General features: G+C 69.6%; 23 protein-coding genes. 10 read left to right on the top strand and 13 right to left on the bottom strand.

Annotated elements, in window-relative coordinates; translation table 11 throughout:
- Positions 1 to 58: 58 nt before the first annotated feature.
- The 3 genes from ACZ6DL_RS14430 to ACZ6DL_RS14420 form a co-directional block, all read right to left on the bottom strand.
- A complete protein-coding gene (locus tag ACZ6DL_RS14430; RefSeq protein WP_466051224.1) occupies positions 59 to 610 on the bottom strand; it encodes a flavin reductase family protein in 552 nt (183 codons plus the stop codon).
- An 88-nt stretch (positions 611 to 698) separates the two neighbouring features.
- Positions 699 to 1,175, bottom strand: a complete 477-nt coding sequence (locus tag ACZ6DL_RS14425) for a YbaK/EbsC family protein (protein ID WP_040864519.1) — start codon at positions 1,173 to 1,175, stop codon at positions 699 to 701.
- Between the two features lie 54 nt (positions 1,176 to 1,229).
- Positions 1,230 to 1,550, bottom strand: a complete 321-nt coding sequence (locus tag ACZ6DL_RS14420) for a 2-oxo-4-hydroxy-4-carboxy-5-ureidoimidazoline decarboxylase (protein ID WP_357127632.1) — start codon at positions 1,548 to 1,550, stop codon at positions 1,230 to 1,232.
- A 193-nt stretch (positions 1,551 to 1,743) separates the two neighbouring features.
- Here ACZ6DL_RS14420 and ACZ6DL_RS14415 point away from each other — a divergent pair, with 193 nt between their 5' ends.
- Together ACZ6DL_RS14415 and ACZ6DL_RS14410 are read left to right on the top strand one after the other, a co-directional pair.
- Positions 1,744 to 2,565 (top strand): crotonase/enoyl-CoA hydratase family protein, encoded by an 822-nt coding sequence (locus tag ACZ6DL_RS14415; protein WP_466051221.1) that lies wholly within the window; start codon positions 1,744 to 1,746, stop codon positions 2,563 to 2,565.
- A 188-nt stretch (positions 2,566 to 2,753) separates the two neighbouring features.
- Positions 2,754 to 2,996 (top strand): hypothetical protein, encoded by a 243-nt coding sequence (locus ACZ6DL_RS14410; protein ID WP_063049413.1) that lies wholly within the window; start codon positions 2,754 to 2,756, stop codon positions 2,994 to 2,996.
- Between the two features lie 126 nt (positions 2,997 to 3,122).
- Here ACZ6DL_RS14410 and ACZ6DL_RS14405 read toward each other — a convergent pair whose 3' ends face one another.
- Positions 3,123 to 3,614, bottom strand: coding sequence for an inorganic diphosphatase (locus ACZ6DL_RS14405; RefSeq protein ID WP_040864523.1), 492 nt, complete (start codon positions 3,612 to 3,614; stop codon positions 3,123 to 3,125).
- A 217-nt stretch (positions 3,615 to 3,831) separates the two neighbouring features.
- On the opposite strand from ACZ6DL_RS14405, the gene dacB reads away from it, so the two are divergent.
- Genes dacB through hpt form a run of 4 tightly spaced genes read left to right on the top strand, consistent with a single transcriptional unit; the run spans position 3,832 to position 8,143 of the window.
- A complete protein-coding gene (gene dacB, locus ACZ6DL_RS14400; protein ID WP_466051319.1) occupies positions 3,832 to 5,271 on the top strand; it encodes a D-alanyl-D-alanine carboxypeptidase/D-alanyl-D-alanine endopeptidase in 1,440 nt (479 codons plus the stop codon).
- 13 nt (positions 5,272 to 5,284) lie between these two features.
- The gene (locus tag ACZ6DL_RS14395; RefSeq protein WP_466051218.1) at positions 5,285 to 6,394 is read left to right on the top strand and encodes a zinc-dependent metalloprotease; all 1,110 of its coding nucleotides are present in this window, start codon (positions 5,285 to 5,287) and stop codon (positions 6,392 to 6,394) included.
- A 56-nt stretch (positions 6,395 to 6,450) separates the two neighbouring features.
- A complete protein-coding gene (gene tilS / locus ACZ6DL_RS14390; RefSeq protein WP_466051216.1) occupies positions 6,451 to 7,587 on the top strand; it encodes a tRNA lysidine(34) synthetase TilS in 1,137 nt (378 codons plus the stop codon).
- Position 7,588: 1 nt separating this feature from the next.
- Positions 7,589 to 8,143: a hypoxanthine phosphoribosyltransferase gene (gene hpt, locus ACZ6DL_RS14385; RefSeq protein ID WP_040864524.1), complete on the top strand. Its 555-nt coding sequence runs from the start codon at positions 7,589 to 7,591 to the stop codon at positions 8,141 to 8,143.
- A gap of 3 nt (positions 8,144 to 8,146) precedes the next feature.
- Here the strand turns inward: hpt and ACZ6DL_RS14380 are convergent, their stop codons facing one another.
- From ACZ6DL_RS14380 to ACZ6DL_RS14370, 3 genes are read right to left on the bottom strand one after another with little or no spacing between them, the layout of a single operon-like run.
- Complete coding sequence (locus ACZ6DL_RS14380) at positions 8,147 to 8,863, bottom strand: cyclase family protein (protein ID WP_466051214.1); 717 nt, start codon at positions 8,861 to 8,863, stop codon at positions 8,147 to 8,149.
- Complete coding sequence (locus tag ACZ6DL_RS14375) at positions 8,860 to 11,721, bottom strand: serine/threonine-protein kinase (RefSeq protein ID WP_466051212.1); 2,862 nt, start codon at positions 11,719 to 11,721, stop codon at positions 8,860 to 8,862. Before ACZ6DL_RS14375 ends, ACZ6DL_RS14380 begins: the two co-directional genes overlap by 4 nt.
- The gene (locus ACZ6DL_RS14370) at positions 11,718 to 14,273 is read right to left on the bottom strand and encodes a serine/threonine-protein kinase (RefSeq protein WP_466051210.1); all 2,556 of its coding nucleotides are present in this window, start codon (positions 14,271 to 14,273) and stop codon (positions 11,718 to 11,720) included. The genes ACZ6DL_RS14375 and ACZ6DL_RS14370 overlap by 4 nt, the downstream gene beginning before the upstream one ends.
- 177 nt (positions 14,274 to 14,450) lie before the next feature.
- Between ACZ6DL_RS14370 and ACZ6DL_RS14365 the strand changes: the two genes are divergently transcribed.
- Complete coding sequence (locus ACZ6DL_RS14365; protein WP_466051208.1) at positions 14,451 to 15,944, top strand: amidase family protein; 1,494 nt, start codon at positions 14,451 to 14,453, stop codon at positions 15,942 to 15,944.
- Here the strand turns inward: ACZ6DL_RS14365 and ACZ6DL_RS14360 are convergent.
- From ACZ6DL_RS14360 to ACZ6DL_RS14345, 4 genes are all read right to left on the bottom strand, one after another.
- Positions 15,934 to 16,821, bottom strand: coding sequence for a LysR family transcriptional regulator (locus ACZ6DL_RS14360; RefSeq protein ID WP_466051206.1), 888 nt, complete (start codon positions 16,819 to 16,821; stop codon positions 15,934 to 15,936). The two genes, ACZ6DL_RS14365 and ACZ6DL_RS14360, sit on opposite strands and share 11 nt — an antisense overlap.
- Before the next feature lie 18 nt (positions 16,822 to 16,839).
- Positions 16,840 to 17,022 carry a hypothetical protein gene (locus tag ACZ6DL_RS14355; protein ID WP_466051204.1) on the bottom strand — a complete coding sequence of 61 codons (183 nt, stop codon included), beginning with the start codon at positions 17,020 to 17,022 and terminating at the stop codon, positions 16,840 to 16,842.
- 228 nt (positions 17,023 to 17,250) lie between these two features.
- Entirely contained in the window at positions 17,251 to 18,084 is an 834-nt protein-coding gene (locus ACZ6DL_RS14350) for an SDR family oxidoreductase (protein ID WP_466051202.1), read from the bottom strand.
- On the bottom strand, positions 18,081 to 19,682 hold the full coding sequence (locus ACZ6DL_RS14345; RefSeq protein WP_466051200.1) for an aldehyde dehydrogenase family protein: 1,602 nt from the start codon (positions 19,680 to 19,682) through the stop codon (positions 18,081 to 18,083). Before ACZ6DL_RS14345 ends, ACZ6DL_RS14350 begins: the two co-directional genes overlap by 4 nt.
- A 184-nt stretch (positions 19,683 to 19,866) precedes the next feature.
- Between ACZ6DL_RS14345 and ACZ6DL_RS14340 the strand changes: the two genes are divergently transcribed.
- Positions 19,867 to 21,180, top strand: coding sequence for a PucR family transcriptional regulator (locus ACZ6DL_RS14340; protein WP_466051198.1), 1,314 nt, complete (start codon positions 19,867 to 19,869; stop codon positions 21,178 to 21,180).
- An 8-nt stretch (positions 21,181 to 21,188) separates the two neighbouring features.
- Here the strand turns inward: ACZ6DL_RS14340 and ACZ6DL_RS14335 are convergent, their stop codons facing one another.
- Positions 21,189 to 21,452 (bottom strand): DUF2277 domain-containing protein, encoded by a 264-nt coding sequence (locus tag ACZ6DL_RS14335; RefSeq protein ID WP_040864529.1) that lies wholly within the window; start codon positions 21,450 to 21,452, stop codon positions 21,189 to 21,191.
- A gap of 159 nt (positions 21,453 to 21,611) precedes the next feature.
- Here ACZ6DL_RS14335 and ACZ6DL_RS14330 point away from each other — a divergent pair, with 159 nt between their 5' ends.
- Entirely contained in the window at positions 21,612 to 22,445 is an 834-nt protein-coding gene (locus ACZ6DL_RS14330) for a DUF1266 domain-containing protein (protein ID WP_040864663.1), read from the top strand.
- Here ACZ6DL_RS14330 and ACZ6DL_RS14325 read toward each other — a convergent pair.
- Positions 22,425 to 23,369, bottom strand: coding sequence for a hypothetical protein (locus tag ACZ6DL_RS14325; RefSeq protein ID WP_466051196.1), 945 nt, complete (start codon positions 23,367 to 23,369; stop codon positions 22,425 to 22,427). The genes ACZ6DL_RS14330 and ACZ6DL_RS14325 overlap by 21 nt on opposite strands.
- A gap of 358 nt (positions 23,370 to 23,727) precedes the next feature.
- Here ACZ6DL_RS14325 and ftsH point away from each other — a divergent pair, with 358 nt between their 5' ends.
- Positions 23,728 to 26,118 carry an ATP-dependent zinc metalloprotease FtsH gene (gene ftsH, locus ACZ6DL_RS14320; RefSeq protein ID WP_466051194.1) on the top strand — a complete coding sequence of 797 codons (2,391 nt, stop codon included), beginning with the start codon at positions 23,728 to 23,730 and terminating at the stop codon, positions 26,116 to 26,118.
- Positions 26,119 to 26,246: the final 128 nt, after the last annotated feature.

Genomic DNA, 26,246 nt, shown 5'->3' with positions numbered 1-26,246 from the left:
GCTCGCGCTCGACGCGGAGTCGGTCATGTGGCCGCGGGTGGCGTAATCGAGCGCGGGGTCAGTCGCTGAGGGCGATCGGTCGGTAGTAGCGCCCGTTGTAGTACAGCAGTGGCGCGGCGGCGGGTTTCTCGTCGGTGCTGTCGTGGACCCGGGTGACCAAGCCGACGACGAAGGTGTGGTCGCCGATGGGGATCCGTTGGTGCACCGTGGCGCGCAACCAGATGGGGGTGCCGTGCAGGACCGGTTCGCCGGTGTCCAAGGTGGTCCACAGGGCGCGGTCGGTGAAGCGCTCCTCCGCGGTCCGGGAGAACCGGTGGGCCAGGTGCTGCTGGTGTTCGCCGAGGAAGTGGATGACGACGGACTCGGCGTCCAGCATGGCGGACAAGCTGGAGGAGGTGTGCGCGATATTGAACGACACCAGCGGCGGGTCCAGTGACAGCGAGGCGAAGGAGGTCGCGGTGAAACCGACCGGCCCCTGCGGCGAAGTCAGCGTGACGACGGTGACGCCGGCCGGATAGTGGCGCATGGAGGCGCGATACTGCTCCGCGGTGATGCCGCTCAGATCATCGGGGATCTGTAGTTCCGTCTCGGGCCGTTGTGCGTCGGTCACCTCACGAAACTACGCCCGGACGCCCCGCGGGTGCGGGTGGCATTGATCGCACTCGTGCGGGCACCGCGCTCGCCGCGAGGGCGTCGAGTCAGTCGACATCGATCGGGAGACCCGCGGTGATCCGCAGCAATTCCGGGAACGACGTGCGGAAGATGGTGTTCGGATGCCCGCCCGCCGCCCACAGCTCCCGATGGCGCCCCAGCGCGCTGTCCACCCAGGTGGGCAGGTTGGTCGGGTGACCGACCGGTGCGACGCCGCCGATGGGCTGACCGGTTACCTCCCGCACCATCTCGGCGGGGGCGCGGCTCAGCGTCCCGTCCAGGCGCGCGCCGGTCTTCGCCAGATCGACTTGGTGCGCTCCCGAGACCAGCAGCAGCACCGGGTCGTCGTCGAGCAGGAACACCAGTGATTTCGTGATCGCCCCCACGTCTACGCCGAGGGCCCGTGCGGCGTCGGCGGCGGTGTGGGTCGGCTCCGGCTGGGCGACGATGAGACCGTGATGGCCCCGGGAGATGAGGGTGTCCGCGACCCGGCAGGCGACCGGTGGCAATGACGACCTGCGCATCTCACCAGGGTAGAGCGATTGCCGTCGGTACGCCGGGCAAGTCGCGCCGCCGGTTCAGTATTCCGGGTAGCCCTCGGCGGGCCCGAGCATCCCGGCGATTCGCTCGCGGGTGACCCGTGCCAGTTCGGCCATACAGTGTGACGAGACCGGTTCGTGCGCAATCCCTTCGAAGGCGCGATCGACGTCCCGCTGGGACAGCGCGAGCAGTTCGACATCGGCCTTGCTCAGCAGCGCGTCCCGATCCGGATAGGGGCGAGCGTCGGCCAGCGTCGCGGCCCACGTCACGTTGCAGCAGCACTCGTAGAGGGCATGAATCGCGCGACCGCGCGGCAGACCGTTGAACCGGTCGAGGCCGATTCCCCGATGCATCAGCATGGTGTCCTCCGAAAACCGGCGAATGAGGTTTGCTGACTCGACCATGATCCGCTGAATCCCGACCCGGGAACCAGTGCGCCGCCGCGCAATTTGCACAGGATTTACACGCTGCGAGGTTTCGCGGCGAATCCTCGCACACCGGGCTCGCACGGGCCGGGATACCCGCCCGGCGTGGTCTCGATACGCTGTACAAATGACTGATTGGCAGGCTTTCACCGTCGAAACCAAGGATCACGTCGCGCAGGTGACGCTGATCGGCCCCGGCAAGGGCAACGCTATGGGTCCCGACTTCTGGCGCGAGCTGCCGGAGGTGTTCCAGGCGCTCGACGCCGATCCCGACGTCCGCGCGATCGTGCTGACCGGCTCCGGGAAGCACTTCTCCTACGGCCTGGACCTGCCCGCGATGAGCGGCACGTTCGGCCCGTTGATGGCCGACCGCGCCCTGGCCGCGCCGCGCACCGATTTTCTCACCGAGCTGCGCAAGATGCAGGCCTCGGTCACGGCGGTGGCGGACTGCCGCAAGCCGGTGATCGCGGCGGTGTCCGGCTGGTGCATCGGCGGCGGGCTCGATCTGATCGCGGCGGTCGACATCCGCTATGCCAGCGCGGACGCCAAGTTCAGCTTGCGGGAGGCCAAGGTCGCGATCGTCGCCGACATCGGTTCGCTGCACCGGCTGCCCGGCATCATCGGCGAAGGTCACCTGCGGGAGCTGGCCTACACCGCCAAGGACATCGATGCCGCACGCGCGGAGAAGATCGGCCTGGTCAACGACATCTTCCCGGACCAGGAAGCGGTTCTGGACGCGGCACACGCCACCGCGCGCGAGATCGCCGCGAACCCGCCGCTGGTGGTGCAGGGCGTCAAGGATGTGCTGGATCAGCGCCGCAAGGACGAGGTCGCCGCGGGCCTGCGCTACGTCTCGGCGTGGAATGCCGCCTTCCTGCCCTCGGAGGACCTCACCGAGGCGATCAAGGCCGTCTTCGAAAAACGCGCGCCCGAATTCCGCGGCCAGTGACACCCTCGGCGGGCCCGTGCCCCGCGAGTGCGCCGTGCCGAGCACCCTAAGGGTGGGTATCGAGGGTGGGCAAGGTGATTCGCCTCAGGGTTGCCTTGCCCTCACCCTAGGGTTGGCTGTGCCAGGCGCCGATCGTCCATATCGTTTGGGACGTCGGAAATTTCGCCTCGCATTCAGGAGCAAGAACAATGCGTATCAAGTCCTTCCTCGCCGCTGGTCTGCTGGCCACCGCCGCCGTCGCCGGGGTGTCGACGGCTGCTTCGGCCTCGGCCGCGCCGGTTTACCAGGAGGTCGCCTACGGCGGCACCTACGTCGGTACCTACGCCACGCTGAACGCCTGCCGGGCCGACGGCGAGTCGCCCAGCACCGGCGGCTACTACTGGGAGTGCATCGAGTCCTGGGACGGCTGGGACCTGTACATCTACTACTGAGCCACCTGACGCCGAGAAGGGGCATCCGGTTTCCGGGTGCCCCTTTTCATCTTTCGCGCCCGGAAAAAACGAAAGCGGGGAGTCCGTGCCTATCGGACTCCCCGCTTTCGTTGTGCCCGAGGGCGTTCAGTGCCCGCCCTGGTCCTTCAGACGCTGGATGGACGCCTCCACCTCGGCCTCGGCCTCGGCCCGTCCGACCCACTCCGAGCCCTTGACGAACTTGCCGGGCTCCAGGTCCTTGTAGCGCTCGAAGAAGTGCTTGATCGCGGCCAGCTCGAACTCCGGCACATCCTTCAGATCCTGGATGTGGTCCCAGCGCGGGTCGCCCGCGGGCACGCACAGGATCTTGTCGTCGCCGCCCGCCTCGTCGGTCATCTTGTACATGGCGACCGGACGGGCTTCCACGATCACGCCGGGGAACACCGAATCGGGCAGCAGGACCAGCGCGTCCAGCGGGTCACCGTCCTCGCCGAGGGTGTTCTCGATGTAGCCGTAGTCGGCGGGATAGACCATGGACGTGTACAGGAACCGGTCGAGCCGGACCCGGCCGGTCTCGTGATCGACTTCGTACTTGTTCCGGGAACCCTTGGGGATCTCGATGGTGACGTCGAACTCCACGCCATCTCCTTCGTGCATCGGTGCCGAGCCCGGCGACTCGGCTGCTTTTCGGCGACTGCCGACTCGGCCGCTGCGGAGTGCGCCGACTCGCCAGGTTGTTCAGGGGAACGGTTGCGCAACGAGGATAGTGTGGGCGTCGCGGATATGGGTGCGGCAGGCGGCTGCTGCGGGAATCGGTCAGGAGAGCGGCGGCGACGTGTTTGGTGGCAACGAGAACATCGGTGGGCTGGCCGCCCGGCGGCGCCGCAACAGGTGGATCTGGATCTCGAGCACGGTGGTCGTCCTCATCGTCGCGGCCGCCGTGGCACTGCTCGCGGTGCGTCCGTGGACCGACGAGTTCCGGCACGGTGGCCTCACCATCGCCGACCCGCCCGCTCCGGTCGAGCCGTCTCCGCAGGTCGGTCCCGCCCGGTCCACCGATTCCGCGCCGAGCCCCGCGGGGATCGCCGCCGCGCTCGCCCCGGTGATCGCCAATCCGGACCTCGGCGCGTTCGCAGGTCAGGTGACCGACGCCGACAGCGGGATGGTGCTGTGGAGCGGCGACGCGAACCGGCCGATGATCCCGTCGTCCACCGCGAAGATCCTCACCAGCGCGGCGGCCCTGCTCACGCTGCCCGGCGAGCACCGGGTGATCACGAAGGTCGTCGCGGGCGCCGCGCCGAACGAACTGGTACTGGTCGGCGGCGGCGACCCGACGCTCACCGCGCAACCGGACGGCAAGGGGTACTACCCGAACGGGCCGCGGCTGTCCGACCTGGTCACCCAGATCAAGTCGGCCGGGCGCGCGGTGGACACGATCGTGGTCGACACCTCCGCCTACACCGGCCCCACCATGGCGCAGGGCTGGGACCCGGTGGACATCCCCGAGGGCTCCATCGCCCCGATCGAGCCGGTGATGATCGACGGTGGCCGCCTGCAACCGCTCGTCGAGTACTCGCCGCGCACCGCGACGCCCGCTCTCGACGCTGGGCGGCGCTTGGCCGCCGATCTGGGGTTGGACCCGGCCAAGGTCCGCGCGGGCGCCGCGCCCGCCGGTGCGGCCGAGATCGCCTCCGTGCGCTCGGCGCCGCTGCGCGACCGGTTGCGCGACATGATGGTCTACTCCGACAACGTGCTCGCCGAGGCGATCGGCCGGGAGATCTCCACAGCCACCGGCGGCGAGGCGTCGTTCACCGGCGGGGCCGCCGCGGTGCGCGCGGCGCTGAGCAAGGCCGGTTTCGATCTGGCCGGCCTGGATATGCACGACAGCAGCGGGCTTTCGGTGGACGACCGGATTCCCGCGCGGTTGCTCGACCGGGTCGTGGCGAGCGCGGCCGAGCCCACCGGCGCCACGGCGGTGAAACCGGCCGGTACCAAGGCCCAGCCGGAGAACGACCGGGTCGCGGCCACCTTGGCGCCGATGCTCGACGATCTGCCGGTCGCGGGTGCCACGGGCTCACTGACCAGCCGTTACGTCGCCCGGGACCGTCAGGGCGCGGGCTGGGTGCGGGCCAAGACCGGAACTCTGTCGGTGTCCAGCGCGTTGGTCGGGTATGTGCTGGACGCCGATGGGCGGGTGCTGACCTTCGCTTTGATGTCGAACGATCGACCGCCGGAGGTGAGCAGGCCCGCGTTGGACGCGATCGCAGGCACGCTGCGAAATTGTGGATGCTCCTGACGGGTGGTTGATCATGACCCAGCAAGGTTCCGAGGCAGCTGAATTCGGCTCCGCCGATCGGGTCGAGCGGCGAAAGGCCCGCTCGGGTCTGTCCGGCGTGGTCGATTGGCGCTTGGCCGCGAAAACCGGCTCCGCTCTGGTTCCGGCTGGTCCGCGCACCTCGCGCTACTCCGCCGAACAGGTGGTCGCCGAACTCGCCGATTCCTCGGTGCGGGCAGAGGCGCCGGTACGTGAGGTCAGCGGACTGCTGGACGACCGGCCGGTCCCGGCGGCCAGGATCGTCGACCGGCCGGGGTGGATCACGGCGGCCGCCGACTCGATGGCCCAGCTCACCGGGTCCGGTGCGGCAGGGCCGGACCGCAAACTCCTCGCGGGCAAAACCGCCGGTGTGCAGGCGGGCGCGATGCTCGCCTTCCTGTCCACGGCGATTCTCGGTCAATACGACCCGTTCACAGGGTCGGACGGCACCTTGCTGCTGGTCGCGCCGAACATCGTGGCCGTCGAACGAGCCCTCGGGGTGTCGCCGAGCGACTTCCGGCTCTGGGTCTGCCTGCACGAGGTCACCCACCGGGTGCAGTTCTCCTCCGCGCCCTGGCTCGGGGACTACATGCGCGCCAACGTCGAGGTTCTCGGCGAGGTCGCCGACGAGCCGGTGAGCGAGATGCTGTCCCGGCTGGTCGACGAGGTGCGCGACCGTCGGCGCGGGGCCGCCTCCGACGACCCGGCCGCGCGCGGTGTGGTCGGCCTGCTGCGCGCCACCCAGGCGCCGCCGCAGCGTGAGGCGCTGGACCGGCTGCTCATGCTCGGCACCCTGCTGGAAGGGCACGCCGACCACGTCATGGACGCGGTCGGCCCGGCGGTGGTCCCGTCGGTCGAGCAGATCCGCACCGCGTTCGACCAGCGGCGCAGGCGTCCGACCAACCCGGTGCAACGCCTCCTGCGCGCCCTGCTCGGCGTGGACGCGAAGGTCGCCCAATACGTGCGCGGCAAGAAGTTCGTCGACGAGGTGGTCGGCACCGTCGGGATGGCGCGGTTCAACACGGTGTGGACCGATGCCGACACGCTGCCGCGCACCGACGAGATCGAGCATCCGCAGCGCTGGATCGAGCGCGTGCTGGCCTGAGCGAGCAGGGCCACTGCGATGAATCGCCGGTCGCGGTCGGCCGGTAGGCTGCGCCCATGGGGCGTGCGCCAGCAACCACACCCGGGCCCTTCGGGTCGGAGACGGGGTCATCCGGTCCCGGGCGAGCGCCCGCTGCGGGCACCCCCCGCCGGCTGCCCGAGACCGCGGCCGTGCTCGCCGTCCGCAGGGCGGTCCGCGACTGGCTGAGCGTTTACGGGCCGCGCGAGACCGAAGAACAGGCAGTCGCGGTGGCTTTGTCCGGTGGCGCGGATTCGCTGGCACTCACCGCGGCGGCGGTGGTCGAGACGAACGCGGTCGACGCTCTGGTGGTCGATCATCGCTTACAACCCGGTTCCGGGACCGTCGCCGCCACGGCGGCGGCACAAGCCATGGCCATGGGCTGCCGGTCCGCCCGCGTGCTCACGGTCGAGGTCGGCACCGAGGGCGGTGTGGAAGCCGCCGCCCGCAGGGCCCGCTATGCCGCGCTGGACTCGGCGCGCGCGGACCTGCCGGTGCTGCTCGGGCACACCCTCGACGACCAGGCCGAAACGGTGCTGCTCGGGCTCGCGCGAGGCTCGGGCGGCCGCTCGATCCAAGGGATGGCCGCCTGCGCCGAGCCGTGGGGGCGGCCGTTGCTCGGCGTGCGCCGGGAGACCAGCCGGCAGATGTGCGCCGACCTGGGCGTGACGCCGCACGACGATCCGCACAACGCGGCGCCGGAGTTCACCAGGGTCCGGCTGCGTACCGAGGCGTTGCCGCTGCTGGAGCGGATTCTCGGCGGCGGGGTGGCCCCCGCGCTGGCACGCACGGCCGAGCAGTTGCGGGAGGACGGCGCCGTCCTCGACGCGCTCGCCGCCGAACTGCGGCACACCGCGAGTGATGGGCGGGCGCTGGTGATCGAGACCCTCGCCACTGCGCCCGCAGCCCTTCGTAAACGGGCAATTCGGGCATGGCTGCTCGACGGCGGAGCGAAAGCCCTGACCACCAAGCATTTACAGGCAGTCGACGAACTGGTTACGGCTTGGCGCGGGCAGGGCGGCGTGGCGGTCGGCGGAGGACGGCCGGATCGCAGGTTGGTCGCCGGGCGTGAACATGGCAGGCTGACACTGCGGCTGGGCGAGGATGGCATCGGACCGATGAAGCAGACCCAACCGGCCCAACGGGCTCACCACCACGGAAGGGAATCCGGCTGACGTGTACGGGGACGACATCGCGTCGGTGCTGATCACCGAGGAACAGATCGCCGCCAAGACCCAGGAGCTGGCCGAACTCATCGCCAAGCGGTATCCGCCCGATGCTCCCGAGGGCGATCTGCTGCTGGTGGGTGTGCTCAAGGGCGCCATCTTCTTCATGACCGACCTGGCCAAGGCCCTGCCGATCCCGACCCAGATGGAGTTCATGGCCGTCTCGTCCTACGGGTCGTCGACCTCGTCCTCCGGCGTGGTGCGCATCATGAAGGACCTGGACAAGGACATCGCGGGCCGCAACGTCCTGATCGTCGAGGACATCATCGACTCCGGGCTCACGCTGTCCTGGCTCAAGCGCAACCTGTCCACCCGCAATCCGGCGTCGCTCGAGGTGGTCACCCTGCTACGCAAGCCCGACGCGCTACGCACGCCCGTGGAGGTCGCGCACGTCGGCTTCGACATCCCGAACGAGTTCGTCGTGGGCTACGGCCTCGACTACGCGGAGCGCTACCGCGACCTGCCCTACATCGGCACCTTGGACCCGAAGGTCTACGGCGGCTGAGACTCAGCCGGGCAGGATGCCGAAGATCGTTGCCGGAGAACCGGAACCGCCGCGGTAAAGCGGTCCGCCGACCAGCACCCACGCCCCGGTCGCGGGCAGCGCGGCCAAGTTCGCCAAGCATTCCAAGCTGATCCGGTGCTCGCCGTAGAGCAGCTTGGACACCGCGTACGTCTCGTCGGCGCCCACGTCGGGGCCGAACGTGTCGATGCCGAGCGCGCCACGGCGGCCGAGCCTGCCGCCGCGCAGCAACCATTCCACCGCCTCTACCGCGAAACCTGGTTGCCGACCGGCGGATTCACCCGTGCCGACGAATTCCGGCGTACCCCACTTGGCGTCCCAGCCGGTCCAGGCGATTATTGCCGCGCTGTCCGGAATCCGGCCGTGTTCGGCTTCCCACCGCGTCAGATCGTCGACCGTTATCGCGTAGTCGCGATCGTTCGCGCAGCGTTGCCGGACATCGATCCGCACCGCGGGCAACAGCAGATCGTCCAGTTCCAGTTCGTGCGCGGCCAGGCCGTCGGCACGGAAATGAACCGGTGCGCCCCAATGGGTTCCGGTGTGTTCGCCCTGCTGGATATAGCGCAGGTGGTAGCCGTCGTCCGCGATCGTGGCTACCACGTCGGCGCGGAATTCCGGATCGCCCGGGTACAGCGGGGTGGTGACCGGATCGTGGACGTGCGAGAGGCTCACCAGCTGCCCGAGCGGACGCGGTGTGGTCATCGCGGACGCTGCGGGATCGCCCTGGCCAGCGCGAGCAGATCCGCTTCGAGGAGCCGGAAGAGTCGATAGGTCAGCACGAATGCCAGGATGCCACCCACACTCAGCACGCGCACCGGAACGATCACCAGTTCCAGGTCGGTGGCCTCGACGAAGGTCGCGCTCGCCACCCCCAGCAGCGGAACCGACGCCGCCGCACCGAGATAGAGACTGCCGCGCCTGGCCAGCGCGCGCAGCTGACGTTCGTCGTCGCGACCGATACCGCCGCGCACCAGAAGTTGTGGATAGATCGAGCGCACCGCGTAGACCATGATCGGAAAGAACGGATAGGCCAGCGCTATCGCCGCGCACACCACTTGCGCCGCGAAGAAGTGCAGGAAGGTGCCGCGCGGCAGCGCGACGCCGGAGGAAGCCAGTCCCAGCGGCCAGATGATGCCCGCGACCAGCCAGAAGCCGAAGGGTATCCACACCGCCCAGTCGCCCATCAGCAAGGTGTCGCGGCGCGCTTTCGCGAGCGTGCGCGCGGAATACCCGGAGCCGCGGCCGAGGCGGTACGCGATGGTGAGCGGCCGCCGGGTCATGAACAGCAGCAGCAGCGCGGCGACCGGGAACGCGACAAGATTGTTGATCAATCCGACCGCCGCGAACTTCTCCTGGTCCGCGGCCGACATCCGGTCGATGATCAGGCTCTGGTTCAGCCGGATGTTGTAGAAGCTGGCCAGCACGTTCGGCACGCCTACGCACAGCGCCGCGACCGGGAGCAGCCATGCGCGGGCTCGGTGGGCGAGGCTGTCGGGCGGGGGATCGACCAGGTCGCGAGCGCGGGCGTCCAGGCACAGGTCGAGCTGGCCCGCGAGTTCCGCACCGCCGCGCCAGCGGCGTTCCGGCTCGGCGTGCAGGCAATCCAGCAGCACGCGGCGCAGCGCGGCGGGGGTGTCTTCCGGCAGGCGCGCGAGCGCCTCCGCCGAGACGCCGCGGCGGCGCACCGCGAGCATCGCCGCGTACGTCTCGGTGGCGGTGCCGTCCTCGGTGGGCGGCGGATCGTCGAACGGAACAGTGCCCGTGAGCATCTCCCACAGCAGCACGCCGAGGGAGTACACGTCGCTGCCGTTGTCGGGTGCGGGCGCGGCGGGATCGAGGTAAGCGGCCAGCTGCTCCGGGGAGCGGTAGGCCAGGGCGCCGGTCGCGCCGGGACCGGGCGGCGCCGAAGCGCGGGCCGCCTCGCCGAGAGCGAAGTCGGCCAGCTTCGGGATGCCCTCCGCGGTGAACAGCACGTTCGCCGGTTTGATGTCGTGGTGCAGCACGCCGTGGTGCTCGGCGTAGTCCAGGGCATCGGCCAACCGCCTGCCCACCCACGCCACGGTCTCCGGCCAGGTCAAGCGGGCGATCTCGGCACGAACGCTGGAATCCGACGGCCGGATCTCGCCCTTGGCCTCCATGGCGGTGTCCAGCGCGCGCAGCAGCAGTGCGCCGCCCTCGGTCACCGAGCCGCGACGACGTTGCTCGAGGAGACCGACCGCCGTGCCGCCCGGGAGGTACTGCATGTAGACCAGGCGCGGGGGGACGGTCGCGAGGGCGTCCGGTACGAACCGCGGTCGGCCGGGCGCGGAGCTTGCGTGGGCCGGCGGGCCCGCGATGGTCGCGTCCGGATCGATCGATCGGTCGACCCCCGTCGCGTCCGGAGCGGCGAGAACCGCGTTGCCCTTACCGGAACCGGGGGGTCGCCCGGCAGCGTGCTCGGAGATCCGCGCACCGTCGCGGCGTGGGCGGCGAGTACCGGCGACTGTGGTGTCGTCACTGTCTTCTCGCGCGGTGAACGCATCGGCCGCCGCGGCGATCGTCGCGTCGTTCGTGCCGGATCGTTGGCTGTGTGTCGGGTCAGCCGGCTGGGGGTGGGGCTGGGCGATTGTGGCGTCGTCTGCGGTGGGCAGTTGGGTGAGCGCCGCATCGGAACGGCGGGCATGAGGAGCGCTTGGCTGGGCGATTGTCGCGTCGTCCGTGGGGGACTGTCGGATGGGAGCTGCATCGGCTCGCCGGGCGCCGGGCTGCGCGACCGTCGCGTCGTCGCCGGGGTGGCCCGGTGGCGCTGCGACCGTGGCGTCCGAATCCGCGAGCGGGAGTCGGCGGGCGGGCCGTGGCGCGGCGAGAGTCGCATCCGCGTCGGCTGTGCCTGCGGTGGTGTGGCCGCCGTTCGCCGGCGCACCGGCGACCGTCAGCGTGCGCGCGGCGTCGGCGCTGAGCACCCGCTGGTCGAAGACGCGCACGATGTGGGCATGGTCGAGCTGGGCCATCGTGCGCGGGGCGCCCGCCCGGCCCGCCGAGAACCGGACGGCGACCAGCCGCTGCATGGAACGCTGCCTGGCGAGGAAGACTCGGCCCAGCAGCCCGGCGCCCAGATCGGTGATCAGGTCGAAGTCGTCGATCCGCAGACCGGGCGCGAGGTCGGCCAGCGCGGCGACGGCTTCGCTCGACTCGGCGTCCGTCCCCGCGTCGTCGGCGAAATCGGCGAGACGTTCGCGGATCGCGCCGGCGAGTTCCGGATATTCGGCGAGGAAGTCCTCCAGCGGCAGCGATCCGAGTTCACGGCGCGCCAGGAATTCTTCGCACAGCAGATCGACCAGCTCCGGGCTGTCCGCCATTTCAGGGAATTCCTCGCGGTACTCCGCGATCCGTTTGCCGAGCCCCTCCTGTTCCCAGCGCCGCCGCAGATCCACCCGGATCAGGTCGACGAGCACCGCCAAGCGAACCTGTGTGCCGTCGGGTACGTAGTCGCGGATCTGCGGTGGCAACCGATCGCCGTGGATGCTGCGCTGCCAGTCGGCGGAGAACCGGGCGACGGCATGGGTGTGGGGCAAGCTCACGTGGTGGTCTCCGCGGCGATCATTTTCGCTCGGGCGGCCCTGCCCTCGGCGGGCCCCGTTTCGGTTTCGGCGGATTCGGGATCGACCACCCGCTCCAGCGCCCGCAGATCCGCTTCCAGCGCACGGAAGATCAGATAGGTCCCCACGAACGCGATTATGCCGCCCACGCACAGCAGCCGGACCGCGAAGATGACCGACGGGATGTCGGACGGGGGCAGGAAGGTCACCCCGGCGACCGCGAGCAGCGGCACCGAGGCGGCCACCGCGAGGTAGCCGTTGCAGCGCCGGTCCAGGCCGCGCAGCCACACCGCGTCCTCGGGGCTGATGTCCCCGTGCCGGAGGAACAGCGGATAGACGCACCGCACCATGTAGAAGGTCAGCAGGAAGAAGGGATACGCGACCGCCATCGCACCGCACACCACCAGTGACGAGAAGAAGTGCACCACAGAGCGCGTCGGTATCCCTCCGGTCGACACTTGCAGCGCGATCAGGAAGACCGGTCCGGCCAGCACCCACAGCGAGAAGGCCACGGCCACGGCCCGGTCGCCCATCAGCAGCGCGTCGCGTCTGGCACGCCGCAGGGTTTCCGGGTCGTATCGTCGCCCCTTGCGCAGGCCGCGCGGCACCGTCAGCACGTATCTCGCCATGTACAGCACGAGCGCGATGCCGGTCGGGAAGAAGATCGCGTTCACGGCGCCGGTGATGACGAGGAAGGTCTGCTGGGCTTCCTCGGTCATCCGGCTGATGATCAGGTGTTGGTTGTGCTGGATGTTGTAGAGCGAGGCGAGCACGTTCGGCAGCGCCATGGCCGCCAGCGACACCGGGACGATGTGCGGGCGCAGCCGCCGCCGCCAGCTGTTCGGCGCTGGGTCGACCAGCTCGCGGGCGCGGGCGTCCTGGCACATCTCCAGCTGCCTGGCCAGGATGGTGCCACTGGACCAGCGGTCGTCCCGGTCCGGGGCGAGACAGGTCCGCAGTACGCGGCACAAGGCGGCGGGGCAGTCGGCCGGGACCCGCGCCAACGCGGCCTCGTTCACGCCGGCGCTGCGCCGCTCCAGCATGGCCTCCAGTGCGGTGTCGTCGCCTTGGTTGCCCACGCCCGCCGTCCGGTCGTCGAACGGCTTCGCGCCGGTGAGCAACTCCCACAGCACCACGCCCAGCGAATAGATGTCGGCACGGGTGTCCAGGTCGGCGGCGCTGCGGCCGAAGCTGGGATGGCAGGCCTCCAGCTGTTCCGGCGACATGTAGGCCAGTGAGCCGCCGAAGTAGGCCACCGGGCTGGTGCCCTCCACGTTGCGGCTGAAGCTGATGTTGAAGTCGGCCAGCTTCGGCACGCCCTCGGCGGTGAGCAGGACGTTGGCCGGTTTCACGTCGCGGTGCAGCACGCCGTGCGAGGAGGCGTAGTCCAGCGCCTCGGCCAGCCTGCGACCCAGCCAGGCCACCGTCTCCGGCCAGCTCAGCTTCGCGATCTCGGCGCGCACGCTGGAATCGGTCGGCCGGATCTCGCCCTTCTCCTCCATGGCAGCGTCCACGGCGTCCAGCAGCAACCGGCCGCTGCGCTCGGCGGGCGGGGTGGCGCGCACCCAGCGCAACACCCCGAGCAGCGTGCCACCGGGGAGGAACTGCATGTAGAGCAGACGCAGTCGGCGTGCGGCGCCCTCGGCGTCGTCGAGCAGCCGCTGGTCGAAGACCCGCACGATGTAGTCGTGGTCGAGCTGGGCCAGCGTCTGCGGCTCGGTGCCGTGGTCCAAGGAGATCTTGACCGCGACCAGCCGTTGCAGCGAGCGCTGCCGGGCCAGGAAGACCCGGGCGAACGCGCCGCTGCCCAGGCCGGTCAGCAGATCGAAGTCGTCGATGCGCTGGCCGATCTCGATGCGGTCGAGCGGGTCGGCGCGGCCCGGCCCGGTCCCGATCGTCGTCGGCGCGGCGGTGGCCGTGCCCGTCAGATCGGCGGCGGTCGTTCTGGTCATCTCGGAATCACGAGCGGACTCGGCGGTTCGGTTCAATGCGGTGTCGGCGAGGACCGACCCGGTATGCGCCAGCACGGTCCGGGAAGAATCCTCCGAAGTCGCGCGGCGGGTGCTCTGATCGATGTCGTCGGTGTTCAACAACTCGCGCAGTTGCTCCGCCTGCTGCGGATATTCGCGCAGGCATTCGCGCGGATCCACTCGCTCGCCGCTCTGGCGGCGGATGACGAACTCCTCGTACACCAGACCGGCCGGAATATCGTCGGACGCGAGTTCGGGAAATTCGGCGCAGTAATCGGCCAAACGCAGCCGCGTGGCCGGTTCCGGCACGGTGCTCGTGGCCGTCACCGGGCGACGCAACCAGCGATGGCGCAAGTCGACGCGGATCAGCTCGAGCAATGCCTCGCGCCGCAACGTAGTGGCGTCGGGCAGGTAATCGGCGATCGTCGGCGGGCGCCGGGTCGATTTCCATGCCGCCGAGAACGCCGCTACCGCGTCGGATTCGGCATGCGATAACTCGCCACCCCTCGGACGGGTGGAAACACCTGTGTCGGGATCGGAACTTCTTCCAGAGTTCACACTCATGCTCGGACCTTGTGGCTCGGCGGACGCCGCGGAATCCGCATCGGTCGTTGTCGGATGGCCGGAAATTTCCGCCACACCCCACACCATCATCCCCCGTGCCGTATTCGAAATGATAACTTGCGGCACGACAGTGGATCACCCGATTTCGACAACGACGCGACGGGGGATGACCAGCACATGTCTGACGAGGCCGCAATCGTGGCGGACGGCTCGATATCGGCGGGACGCGCCGCGCCGCGAACAACCATTTCGAATGCGAAGACCAGCGAACCGGTCCTTATCCGGCCGCTCGGCGCCGGCGCGGGCGTACGGCCGCAGAGCGCTCGGGAAGCCGAGGCCGGTCTCGAACGCGGTCCGGCCGCGACGATCGCGGCGTGCGTGCGAGACGGCCTGCTGCACCCCGGCCAGGTGGCCGCGGACGCCGGGACCCGGATCTCGGCGGCGGACCGCGAACACACCGCGTTCAGCGTTGTCCGGGCCGAACAGGCGATGGCCGAGTCGGTCGGTCTGATGGACCGCGACGACCTCGACGTCCTACCGCTGGCCGGTGTCCCGGTCGCGGTCGAACACGGCCTCCCGATCGCGGGCGAGCCGGTGCCGTGGGGCCCGGCAGCCGCCGCGGATCATCCGGTGGTGGCCAGGCTGCGCGCCGCGGGCGCGGTGGTCGTGGGCCTCGTGACGGCGCCCGAGCTGAGCCGATGGGTGACCAGCGCGGGCACGGAACCGGTTGTCCGCAATCCGTGGAACCCCGCACGCAACGCGGGAAGCGCGGCAGGCGCCGCCGTCGCGGCCGGGCTGGTCCCGGTGGCACACGGCTGCGACGGCTTGGGCGCGGTGCGGGTCGCCGCCGCGTGCTGTGGCGTCTTCGGGATCAAGCCCGGGCAGTACACCGTCCCCGGTGCGGGCGCCTGGTCCGGATTGGTCGAAAGCGGTGTCCTCGCCACGAGCGTGGACGACGCCGCGTTGGCGCTGTCGGTGCTGGCGGCGCGGCCGGACCTAGCCGAGGTGGATCCACCCGCCCGACTACGGATCGGACTGGCCGTGGATCCACCTTCTCGCCTGACGCGCGTCGACCGGCACTGGACGGCCGCGGCCCGCAGAGCGGCCTCGCTGGCCGCGGCGGCGGGCCATCTCGTCGAACCGACCGCGCTACCGTACGGAAACGCGCTGTTCGCGGCATCCCTACGCTGGCTGGCCCTCGGTGCACGCGATGCTCCCGCGTTACCCGAGCCCGACCAGCTATCCCGGACAGCCCGGCATCGACTGGCGCTGGGCCGGACGGTGCATCGGTTACGGCTCGCGCGGCCCGCCCAGATCGACCGGGTCGAGGCGCGACTACTGGAGTTCTTCGAGCATTACGACGTGGTGATCACTCCCACGCTCGCCGCCCCGCCGCCCCCGGTGCGGGCCTGGCACTTCCGCAATCGGCCGGCCACGCTGCTCGCGGGCGCGCGGTTCGCCCCCTTCACTCCGCTGTGGAATCTGGTCGGCTGGCCGGCCGCATCCATCCCCATGGGCGAGCATCCCCGGTCGGGTACGCCGGTGGCGGCCCAGCTCGCTGGGCCGCCAGGCAGCGAATCAACCCTGCTACGGCTGGCCGCGCAATTGGAGGCCCACTATCCGTGGCAGCGCACGGCGCCCGCAACCACGGCGGGCCGATTCAGACGCTGACCGGCGATTGCTGCGCGGCGAATCCGCCCTCGACGGCCCGGCCTGCGAACTCGAGGATGGTCGGCCGGATGTCGTCGGCCCGCCACGCCACGGCCAGCTCGCACGGTGCGAGCCCCGACACGGGACGCGCGGTCAGCCCCGGCCAGCGGTACATCGGCACGTTGTTCTCGGCGAGCAGGCACACGCCGAGGCCGAGGCTCACGGCCTCCAGCTTGTCCTCGGCGGTCGCGGCCTCGGCGCCGATCTTCGGCGGACGTCCGGCGCGTCCGTCGTTGCCGAGCCAGAAATCGCGTACCGCGCCGGCTTCGGTGGGCAGCGCGACGAACGGTTCGTCGAGCAGATCGGCGAACTCGATGGTCTCCGAGACGGCCAGCGGGTGGTTCTCCGGAAGCAGTACCCACCGCGGTTCGGTGCGCAGCACCTGCCAGCGATAGCGGCTCTGGTCCGGCAGCGGCAGCCAGACCAGAGCGAGGTCGGCCTGGCGCCCGGCGAGCCCGCTGGAGGGGTCGGTCCATGAAGCGGCGTGCAGTGCGAGGCGATGCCCGCTCGCGCTCTCCAGATCGCTGAGCAGGCCGCGACCCAGCGCGGATTGGATGCCGACGCGCAACACCTCGCCCGCCTCCTGTAGCGAGACGTTGGTGACCTCCCACAGCTCCAGGATCTTGCGGGCGCCTTCGAGCAGTTCCTTGCCCGCGACGGTCAGTGCGACACTGCGCTGGTTGCGGTCGAACAGGACCACGTCGAGCTGACGTTCCAGCTGACGGATCTGACGCGACAGGGTGGGTTGAGCGATGTGCAGCCGCTGAGCGGCGTTGGTGAAGTGCAGTTCCTCAGCGACGGCGACGAAATACCGCAGGTCGCGCAAATGCGGGTCCATAGCCCCTTGCTATCAGAATCAGTCCGGAATTTCCAGGCTTATCAGGCCGAAAAGTTCGGATACGGGTGCCGAAACAGTCGGCAGGTTTGTTAGGGACAGCATATTGCCTGTGATGGTGTTGCGCATCAACCGGTTGGCGAATTCTCGGCATGCGTGCAGCTGTTGCCCTCCTGCCGGCATAGTTGGGCAGTTGACCAGCACGAATGAGGTCCTTCCCGGAGGGGCGATGGCGGATTGTGGACATCCCTGCGGGCGCCGATCACCGGCTGAGAATTTGCCCCTGACCGGCTGGTCGATGTAATCGAGACCTCGCGTGATTTTCCTCACATGACGGTGGGTGAACGGCGCTCGCTGTGCGTCCGCTGTACAAAGCGAGGCGCCGCGACCGAGACGAATCCCGGCCGCGGCGCCACGGCTCAGCGCTGTGTTTCACACCCCGCGGGCGCGCTCCTCATAGGCCTTGCGCTTGTCCGCGTCGACATCGGCGAGGAAGGCGCGGCCGGACCCGAGCGCCCGGCCGATGCCGTCCCCGAGGGCTTCCGGCAGCAGCCCGACGAACTGGGAGATGAACCCTGCCACCGCGGTCACCCTGACCTTCGACTTCGGTGCGACGATCAGCTTCGCGACGGCGTCGGCGATCTCCTCCGGTTCGGCGGCGCGCATCAGCTTGGGCGCGGTGACGCCGGAGCCCAATTCGGTGTTGGTCAGCGTGGGCAGCACCGAGGAGAAGCGCACGCCGGTGCCGCGGTACTCCTCCCGCAGCGTGTCGGTGAACCCCAGCACCGCGTGCTTGCTGGCGTTGTAGGTGGCCAGACCCGGGATGTGGGCCTCACCGGCCAGCGAGGCGATGTTGATGATGTGCCCGCTGCCGCGCGCCAGCATCCGGCGCAGCGCCAGTTTCGAGCCCAGGATCACGCCGTAGACGTTGATGTCCAGGATGCGCCTGGTCAGCGGATCCGGCTCGTCCACCAGCTTGCCGGTCGGCATGATGCCCGCGTTGTTGATCAGCACGTCGATCGGGCCGAGGGTGCGCTCCACCTCGTCCAGGAACCCATCGAACGAATCCTGATCGGTCACATCGAGCCTGCCGTAGAGCTCGAAGCCGCGTGCCGTGCCCGACTCCTTGACCGTGGTCTCGTCGATGTCGCCGATCGCGATCTGCGCGCCGAGGGCTTGCAGCGCGGTCGCGGTGGCGAGTCCGATGCCGCGGGCGCCACCGGTGATGACGACGACCTTGCCGCGGATCTGCTGCGCGTCGGTCACTTGTCGTCTCCCTTCAGCTTCAGCAGGGCCGGAAGGTCGAGGCGTCGCAGGCCGCGCGCACCCGCCGCACGCATCGCGCCGAGTGCGAACAGCAGCTTCGGCATCGAGTACGGGTACCAGAACAGTTCCTTCTGCTGGGTCGGCAGGATCGGCGTGGTGATCGCCTGCTGACGGCAGTACTTGCGCACACCGTTCGCACCGCCCCAGCGGGCGCCGACACCGGACAGGCCCCAGCCGCCCATCGGCAGGGCATAGCTGAACAGGTTGGCGAAGACGTCGTTGATGTTGACCGCGCCGGCGTTGAGTTGCCGGGCGATCCGCTCGCCCCGCTCCTTGTCGCCGGTCCACACCGACGCCGAGAGGCCGTAGATGGAGTCGTTGGCCAGCCGCACCGCCTCGGACTCGTCGGCCACCTTCATCACCGGCAGCGTCGGGCCGAAGGTCTCCTCGGTGACGCAGGACATCGAGTGATCGACGTCCACCAGCACCGTCGGCTCGAAGGCGGTGCCGAATCCGGCCCGCTTGCCGCCGGTGAGGACCTTGGCGCCCGCCGCGACGGCCTCCTCGACGTGGCGTTGCACGATCGCCGCCTGGTTCTCGTTGGCCAGCGCTCCCACGTCGTATTTGGAATCGCGCCCGTCAAGGCCCTGGCGCAGTGCCTTGACGTTGGCGGTGAGCTTGGCGACGAACTCGTCGTACACCGGTTCCTCGACGTACACCCGCTCCACCGAGATGCAGACCTGGCCGGAGTTGAACATGCCGCCGAAGGCGATGCCGTGCGCGGCGCGCTCGAGGTCGGCGTCGGCCAAGACGATGGCCGGGTCCTTGCCGCCCAGTTCCAGGCTGTAGGGCACCATCCGTTCCACGCAGGCGGCGGCGATCTTGCGGCCGGTCGCGGTGGAGCCGGTGAACTGGATGTAGTCGGCGTTGCCGACCACGGCCGCTCCGGTCGCGCCCGCGCCGGTGACCACCGCGAAGACCGGCGGCGCGCCGATCTCGGCCCAGCCCTTGGCCAGTTCGAGCGCCGAGAGCGGGGTCACCTCGGAGGGCTTGAGGATGACGGCCGCCCCGGCGGCGAGCGCGGGGAAGACGTCCATTACCGGCATGGCCAACGGGAAATTCCACGGTGTGATGACGCCGACCACCGGATAGGGCCGGTAGACCGTGGTCAGCCGCTTGACGCGGGCCAGCGGGCTGTGCGGCGAGGGGTGATCGTCGGCCAGGAACTTCGCCGCGCGGCGGGCGTAGTAGCCGATCAGATCGGTCGCGAAACCGGGGTCGATCAGGGCGTCCACCCGGGGCTTCGCGGTTTCCGACTGCAGTACGGTGGCCAGCCGGTCGGTGTTGTCGATCAACCAGTCCTGGAACTTCAGCAGCCAGACCTTGCGTCCTTCGGGGCCGATCGCCTCCCATTCCGGCTGATACAGCCGCAGTTCGCGGACCTTGGCCGCGACCGCGTCCGCGGTCTGGTCCGGCACCGTGCCGACGACCTCGCCCGTGCCGGGATTGCGCACCTCGATGACGGCGGGACCGTCCTTCTTCGCGGTCGTTTCGCGTGCCTGCGCCTCGGTCGCGGGCGCTGGTTCGGTGTTGGTCACTGCTGTTCTCCCACTGACGTCGTGTTGAACCGCGGTCTGCTAACTGCTGTGAGGCAGGCCACTGAACTATGATCGTGACACAATCCGAACCAAGTTTCTTGGCCCGAATTGTCAAGGAAAATAGGCAAATTTGTTTTCTTGGTACAAAGACTGCGAAGTATCCGCCAAGTCGAAGGAGGGCGCGATGACCGGTGGTCCGCCGCGGGGCGGCGCGGTCCGGCCGAGCCCGGCTCCCGACGAAGTGCGCGACTGGCTGGCCGAATACGTCTACGAGACGACACGCGCGGAAGTGCTGGAGCGGATCGTCACCCGGCTCGACGACGTGATCATCGCGCGCATCCCCGAACTCGCCGATCGCGATATGCGCCGCGACCTCGCGGCCAGCACCCGGGCGCACGCCAGGATCGTGCTCAGCCGCCTGGCCAGCGACGCCTTCGAGTTCTCGCTGCCGGAGGAGGCGCACGCGTTCGCGCGCAGCGTGGCCCGGCGCGGCTTCGAGCTGCGGCTGCTGCTGCGGGTCTATCACGTGGGCATGGAGGCGGTGCTGGACTACATGACCGAGGTCGTCGAGCAGCGGCAGGCCACGCCGGAACTCGAGCGCGTGGTGCTGCTGCGGCTGTTCGAGCGGGCCACGAAGTGGATCAGCACCTCGGTCGAGTTGCTCACCGACACCTACATGGAGGAGCGCGAGCAGGTCTTGCGCGCCGCGCTCAACCGGCGCGCCGAGACGGTGCGCGCCCTGCTCGACGGCGACGACGTGGACGTCGAGCAAGCGTCGGTGCGGCTGGGATACCGCCTGTCGCAGCGGCACCTGGCCTTCGTGCTGTGGACCGACGAGCCGACCGGCGAGGCCACCGGTGCGGACGCGGAGGCGACCGGGCTGCTGGATCGGGTCGCGGCGCGGCTTGCCGCGGCACTGGGCAGCGCGCGGGTGCTCACCGTTGCGTCCGGCGCCAGCGCGATGTGGGCGTGGGCGGGTACGGACGACGGAGAACACGGTGCCGAACTAGCGACGCCGGGCGAAGTGGAGCGGCTGGCCGCGGTGCAGGTCGAGGCGCCGGTGCGGGTGGCGTTCGGCGTGCTCGCCGGGGGGATCGCGGGCTTCCGCCGCAGTCATCGTGAGGCGGTCGCCGCGCGGCAGGTCGCCGAGCGCGCGCCCGCGGGCGGCCCTCGGGTCACGGGCTATCGAACGGTGGAGATCGCCTATCTCGCCGGCGCGGACGAAGCGGCCATGCGCGGGCTGGTCGAGCGGGAACTCGGCGCACTGGCCGGGCGGGACGCGCACGCCGCGCGGCTGCGCGAGACGCTGCACGCCTATCTGCGCAGCCAACGCAGCCCGGAGGCCACCGCGAAAGTACTCGGTGTGCACAAGAACACGGTCCGCTACCGCGTGCAGCGGATCGAACAACTACTGGGATATCCGATCGAAGAGCGTGGCCTGCCGCTGGAGATCGCGCTGGTGTGCGTCGCCGTCTACGGTACGGACGCCCTGCCCTGAACCGCCGGCTAGTCGCCCACGGCTTCGCGAGCGGCGATGCGGCGCAGCGGTGGCTCGGTGGGCGGCGCCACCCTCCGGTCGGGTAACTCGGCGAGCAAGGTGGTGGTCGCCTCTGCGATGGCCGCGACGGCCTTGTCGACGGCCGCTTTGGTGGTCGAGCTCAGGCCGGACACGCCACCGACCTTGCGCACGTACTGCAGTGCGGCGGCATAGATTTCCTGCTCGGTTGCGGCAGGTTCCAGACCACGCAGGACGGTGATGTTTCTACACATGCGAGCACAGTAGCCCCAGATCACGACACGCGTCAGGGCAAGAAGTCACCGAGGCCGAAATCGGTTCGCCCGCTGGACGCCCCCGGGTCCGCGGCGGCGAGATCGGCGCCGTCCGCGAATACCGCGCGTCGGCCGCGCGGGATGGGGAACAATCGGGGCATGTCTTCGCGCGGTGTACCCACCTTGACGACCTTTCCGTACGCGGAGCTGGACGAGCGGGAGGAAGACCATTGGTCCGGCGCCGCGGTATCCGACGACGAATTGCGGGCGTTGGCCCTCGGCGCCTTCTACTCGGCGCGCTGGGACGCGTTCCACGACGCGCTGCTGCTCGGCCCGGAACGGGCGCATCCGCTCGGCGATCGGCGCGAGCTGGCCATCGACACGCTCACCGGCGCGTGGGGCATCACCGACGGCACCGAGGCGCAGGCGTCGATGGAGCAGTTGCTCGACGGCATGCACGCCCCGCTCTACGCGCTGGTGCACCCGCTGGTGACGGCCTCGATCAACGCCAGCGAGCGCGATCGGTTCGGTGAGCGCGCCGACCGGCATCGGGCGTTCCTGCGGCAGGTCGGCGCGTTTCGGGGGATGGACAATCCGGAGGCGCTGGTCCGCGACTACGACATCTGGTCGCAGGCGATCAAGATCGGATTCACCGACCATCTGGCGCGACCGCTGCCCAGCGACATCCACGCCTGGGATCTGGCCCGGGTGGTCGCGGTGGCCAGGATGGCCTACACGGCCGGGTACCTCGATGCCGACGTGGCCTGGAGTTATCTGGCGCGCGCCCTGCCGCTGGCGCAGAGCAAGTACCGCAACTGGCGTCAGTTCGGCGACGCCTATCTCACCGGCTGGACCTATTGGCAGGCCTGTGAGGACTTGGCGGAGCTGAAGAACGGCGGCGTCGACCGCCGCAAGGAGTTGCTGCGACTGTGGCTGCGCCCGACCAGCCCGTGGCGGCGGATCGCGCTGAACTCAGTTCCCGTCGGGGAGTGAGCGCAGGATGCCGCGGCCGTAGCGCTGGAACTGGGCGTCGTCGACCATGCCGAGGGAGTGCCGCTCGACCAGTAGTTCCCACTCCGAGTACAACTGGGCCACCCCGGGATCGGCGGAGCCCGCGGCGCCGTCGGCGGACTCCCGGCGCACCGCGAAGTTCACCGCGCAGGTGACCCGATCGGTGTCGGCGCGGTCGGTGCCCGAGAACTGCAGCGTCCGGCTGCCGTCGTGCACCTCGATGCCGGTCGCGCCGCGTCCGGGACCGATCTCGCCGCGGCCCGCGGCCGGGGTGTCGGTGACCCGGGCCCACACGACCACCGGAATCGGGAGTTCGTGCGCGTAACGGCCGTCGCCGATGGCGATGAACAGCAGCCGCGCCGTGGTCGCGGCGAGCAGGCCGGAACCGCTGCCCGCGGGCGGGTGCGCGACCGCGATCGCGGTCTCCAGGACGTACTCGTCCGGCGTCACGTAACGATGCAGAGCCGCTATCGCCTGCTTCGCGTCGCGGCGGGGGGACATCCTGCGCGTCGCCCGCTCCACGTCAGCGCGGATGGGACCGCCGCGGCCCCAGGTGGGCGCGGGCGGGCACAGATCCGGCGCCGCGACGTCGATGCGCTGGGTGGCCATGATCTGCGTATTGAGCCGGTCGACGATCTCGGTGGCCGCCGGAACATCGTGTTCGGCGATCAGGACCGGCAGCGGGGTGCGGTCCGCGGGCACGCCGGTGAGCACAGGCGTCGGGTAGCGCAGATAGATCTCGATGACGACCGCGTCGTCCGCGCGCCGGTTCAGCCGGACCTTCAGCAGGTCGGAGACCGGGACATCGAGCACGCGCTCGCCGTCGGACCCGGGTCGCAGGACGATCAGCCTGCCGTCGCCGTGACGCAGTATCGCTGTGGGTGTCCGTAACTCGACTATGTCCATACCCCCTGCGCTCGTGTCTGGTCTGCGGCGCTCCCGGGGCCTTCGTGGTTTGCGAGCTACCGCCTACGTGCCCGTCGCTCGCGCCGCGATGTTGTGTCGTCGCTCACGATAGGCCGAACATGCCATGATTGTTGCCACTTGGAGGAAGCCGGACCGGAGACATCGGGAACCACCGTCGTTCCCCGGCCGTTTACCTCGTTAACTGCACCTGCAGCCGAACTGTGCGATGTATCGAGTAGACCGTACGCGGTAACGTGGCTTGTCCGCATCCGAACCCCGCGGAACCGGACGCGCCAGATGCATCGCTAGGCAAGAACCGGAGACACCGGAAAGGACTGGCCGCCCCGGCCGACGCTCTATGAACCGCAAGACAGTGTTTCGCACCCTGGCCATAGTCTCGGGCATTCTGCTCGTGATCTATGCGTTCAGCTATTTCGGCAACGACACGCGGGGCTGGAAGAGCGTCGATACCTCGGTTGCCCTCAGCCAGCTCGAGAACAAGAGCAACGTCCAGAACATTCAGATCGATGATCGCGAGCAGCAGCTGCGCATCGAGCTGAAGGACGGCAACGACGCCACCGGCGGGCAGAACAAGATCATCGCGAAGTATCCGGGCGGCAGCGAGACCTCCGCCCAGGTCTTCTCAGCCGTGAAGAACTCCGGCGCCCCGTACAACACGGTGGTCAAGCAGGAGAGCTGGTTCACCCAGATCCTGCTGTTCGTGCTGCCGATGGTCATCCTGCTCGGCCTGTTCATCTTCGTGATGGCCCGCATGCAGGGCGGCGGGCGCGGCGGCATGATGGGCTTCGGCAAGTCGAAGGCCAAACAGCTGTCCAAGGACATGCCCAAGACCACGTTCGCCGACGTGGCCGGAGCCGACGAGGCGGTCGAGGAACTCTACGAGATCAAAGACTTCCTGCAGAATCCGGTCCGTTACCAGGCCCTCGGCGCCAAGATCCCCAAGGGCGTCCTGCTCTACGGCCCGCCCGGCACCGGCAAGACCTTGCTGGCTCGCGCCGTCGCGGGCGAGGCCGGTGTGCCGTTCTTCACCATTTCCGGTTCGGACTTCGTGGAGATGTTCGTCGGCGTCGGCGCCTCCCGGGTGCGCGACCTGTTCGAGCAGGCCAAGCAGAACAGCCCCTGCATCATCTTCGTCGACGAGATCGACGCGGTCGGCCGCCAGCGCGGCGCTGGCCTCGGCGGCGGTCACGACGAACGCGAGCAGACCCTCAACCAGCTGCTGGTCGAGATGGACGGCTTCGGCGACCGCACCGGCATCATCCTGATCGCCGCGACCAACCGGCCCGACATCCTCGACCCGGCACTGCTGCGTCCCGGCCGGTTCGACCGGCAGATCCCGGTGGGCAACCCCGACCTCGCCGGTCGCCGCGCGATCCTGCGGGTGCACTCGCAGGGCAAGCCGATCTCCCCGGACGCCGACCTGGACGGCCTGGCCAAGCGCACCGTCGGCATGTCCGGCGCCGACCTGGCCAATGTGATCAACGAGGCCGCCCTGCTCACCGCCCGCGAGAACGGCGCGATGATCACCGGCGAATCGCTGGAGGAGTCGGTCGATCGCGTGATCGGCGGTCCGCGGCGCAAGAGCCGGATCATCAGCGAGCACGAGAAGAAGATCACCGCCTACCACGAGGGCGGCCACACCCTGGCCGCTTGGGCGATGCCGGACATCGAGCCGGTCTACAAGGTCACCATTCTGGCCCGCGGCCGCACCGGCGGCCATGCCATGACGGTGCCCGAGGACGACAAGGGCCTGATGACCCGCTCGGAGATGATCGCCCGCCTGGTGATGGCGATGGGCGGCCGCGCGGCCGAGGAACTGGTGTTCCACGAGCCGACCACCGGCGCGTCCTCCGATATCGACCAGGCCACCAAGATCGCCCGCGCGATGGTCACCGAGTACGGCATGAGTGCTCGGCTCGGCGCCGTCCGTTACGGCCAAGAGCAGGGCGATCCGTTCCTCGGCCGCTCGATGGGCATGGGTTCGGACTACTCGCACGAGGTGGCGGGCGCGATCGACGAGGAGGTGCGCAACCTGATCGAGGCCGCGCACACCGAGGCGTGGGCGATCCTGAACGAGTACCGCGACGTGCTCGACGATCTGGCCACCGCGCTGCTGGAACGGGAGACCCTGCACCGCAAGGATCTCGAGCAGATCCTCACGTCGGTGCAGAAGCGCCCGCGCATCACCGCGTTCAACGATTTCGGCGACCGCGTCCCTTCGGACAAGCCGCCGGTGAAGACCCCGGGCGAGCTGGCCGCCGAGCGCGGCGAGTCCTGGCCGCCGGAGCCGGTCGCGGAGCCGGTGGCCGCGTCCGCTCAGCGCGAGCCGCAGCCCGCCAACGGATACCCGCCGCACGAGAGCGGTTACGGCGCTCCGCCGCAATACGGCCGCCCGCCCGCATCGGGTGGTTACCCGCTGCCCCAGGCGCCCGCTCCGGCGTATCCGCGCCAGGGTACGCACGGTTCGCGGCCGGACTACGGCGCTCCGGCGGGATGGTCGGCTCCGGGTTGGCCGCCGCGGGACGAGCCGCAGCCGGGTCAGCCGGGCTGGGGCGAGCCACAGCAGCCGCGGCACGGCTACCAGCAATGGGGTCCGCAGGGCGGGCCCGAAGGTGGCTACGACCGGGACGGGTACGGCGATCGCGGCGGCTACGACGAGCCGCGCCGGACCAATCCGAACGGTGAGGGCGACAACGGCGATTGGGATGGACCGAACGGTCGTCACTGAGCGGTGACGATTAGGCTCGTCCATCGTGGGGGTGCCGAGAAATTGCCGGCGCCCCGGGAGTTTGGAGGTGTCCTCGATTGTCGGCGAACGAGCATGGCGGTGGTTACATCCTCGCCGAACCGGACAGT

Source organism: Nocardia sp. NPDC041819 (assembly GCF_055590505.1).
The sequence above is the reverse complement of the archived record's forward strand: the minus strand, read 5'-3'. Positions and strand labels throughout refer to the sequence as shown.

Coding starts and splice junctions, on each gene's coding strand:
- ACZ6DL_RS14325 (WP_466051196.1), bottom strand. CDS start 23,369: ATGGACATAGTCGAGTTACGGACACCCACAGCGATACTGCGTCACGGC.
- ACZ6DL_RS14335 (WP_040864529.1), bottom strand. CDS start 21,452: ATGTGTAGAAACATCACCGTCCTGCGTGGTCTGGAACCTGCCGCAACC.
- ACZ6DL_RS14365 (WP_466051208.1), top strand. CDS start 14,451: ATGTCTGACGAGGCCGCAATCGTGGCGGACGGCTCGATATCGGCGGGA.
- ACZ6DL_RS14330 (WP_040864663.1), top strand. CDS start 21,612: ATGTCTTCGCGCGGTGTACCCACCTTGACGACCTTTCCGTACGCGGAG.
- ACZ6DL_RS14360 (WP_466051206.1), bottom strand. CDS start 16,821: ATGGACCCGCATTTGCGCGACCTGCGGTATTTCGTCGCCGTCGCTGAG.
- ftsH (WP_466051194.1), top strand. CDS start 23,728: ATGAACCGCAAGACAGTGTTTCGCACCCTGGCCATAGTCTCGGGCATT.
- ACZ6DL_RS14420 (WP_357127632.1), bottom strand. CDS start 1,550: ATGCTGATGCATCGGGGAATCGGCCTCGACCGGTTCAACGGTCTGCCG.
- ACZ6DL_RS14425 (WP_040864519.1), bottom strand. CDS start 1,175: ATGCGCAGGTCGTCATTGCCACCGGTCGCCTGCCGGGTCGCGGACACC.
- tilS (WP_466051216.1), top strand. CDS start 6,451: ATGGGGCGTGCGCCAGCAACCACACCCGGGCCCTTCGGGTCGGAGACG.
- ACZ6DL_RS14415 (WP_466051221.1), top strand. CDS start 1,744: ATGACTGATTGGCAGGCTTTCACCGTCGAAACCAAGGATCACGTCGCG.
- ACZ6DL_RS14340 (WP_466051198.1), top strand. CDS start 19,867: ATGACCGGTGGTCCGCCGCGGGGCGGCGCGGTCCGGCCGAGCCCGGCT.
- ACZ6DL_RS14370 (WP_466051210.1), bottom strand. CDS start 14,273: ATGAGTGTGAACTCTGGAAGAAGTTCCGATCCCGACACAGGTGTTTCC.
- ACZ6DL_RS14380 (WP_466051214.1), bottom strand. CDS start 8,863: ATGACCACACCGCGTCCGCTCGGGCAGCTGGTGAGCCTCTCGCACGTC.
- ACZ6DL_RS14395 (WP_466051218.1), top strand. CDS start 5,285: ATGACCCAGCAAGGTTCCGAGGCAGCTGAATTCGGCTCCGCCGATCGG.
- ACZ6DL_RS14410 (WP_063049413.1), top strand. CDS start 2,754: ATGCGTATCAAGTCCTTCCTCGCCGCTGGTCTGCTGGCCACCGCCGCC.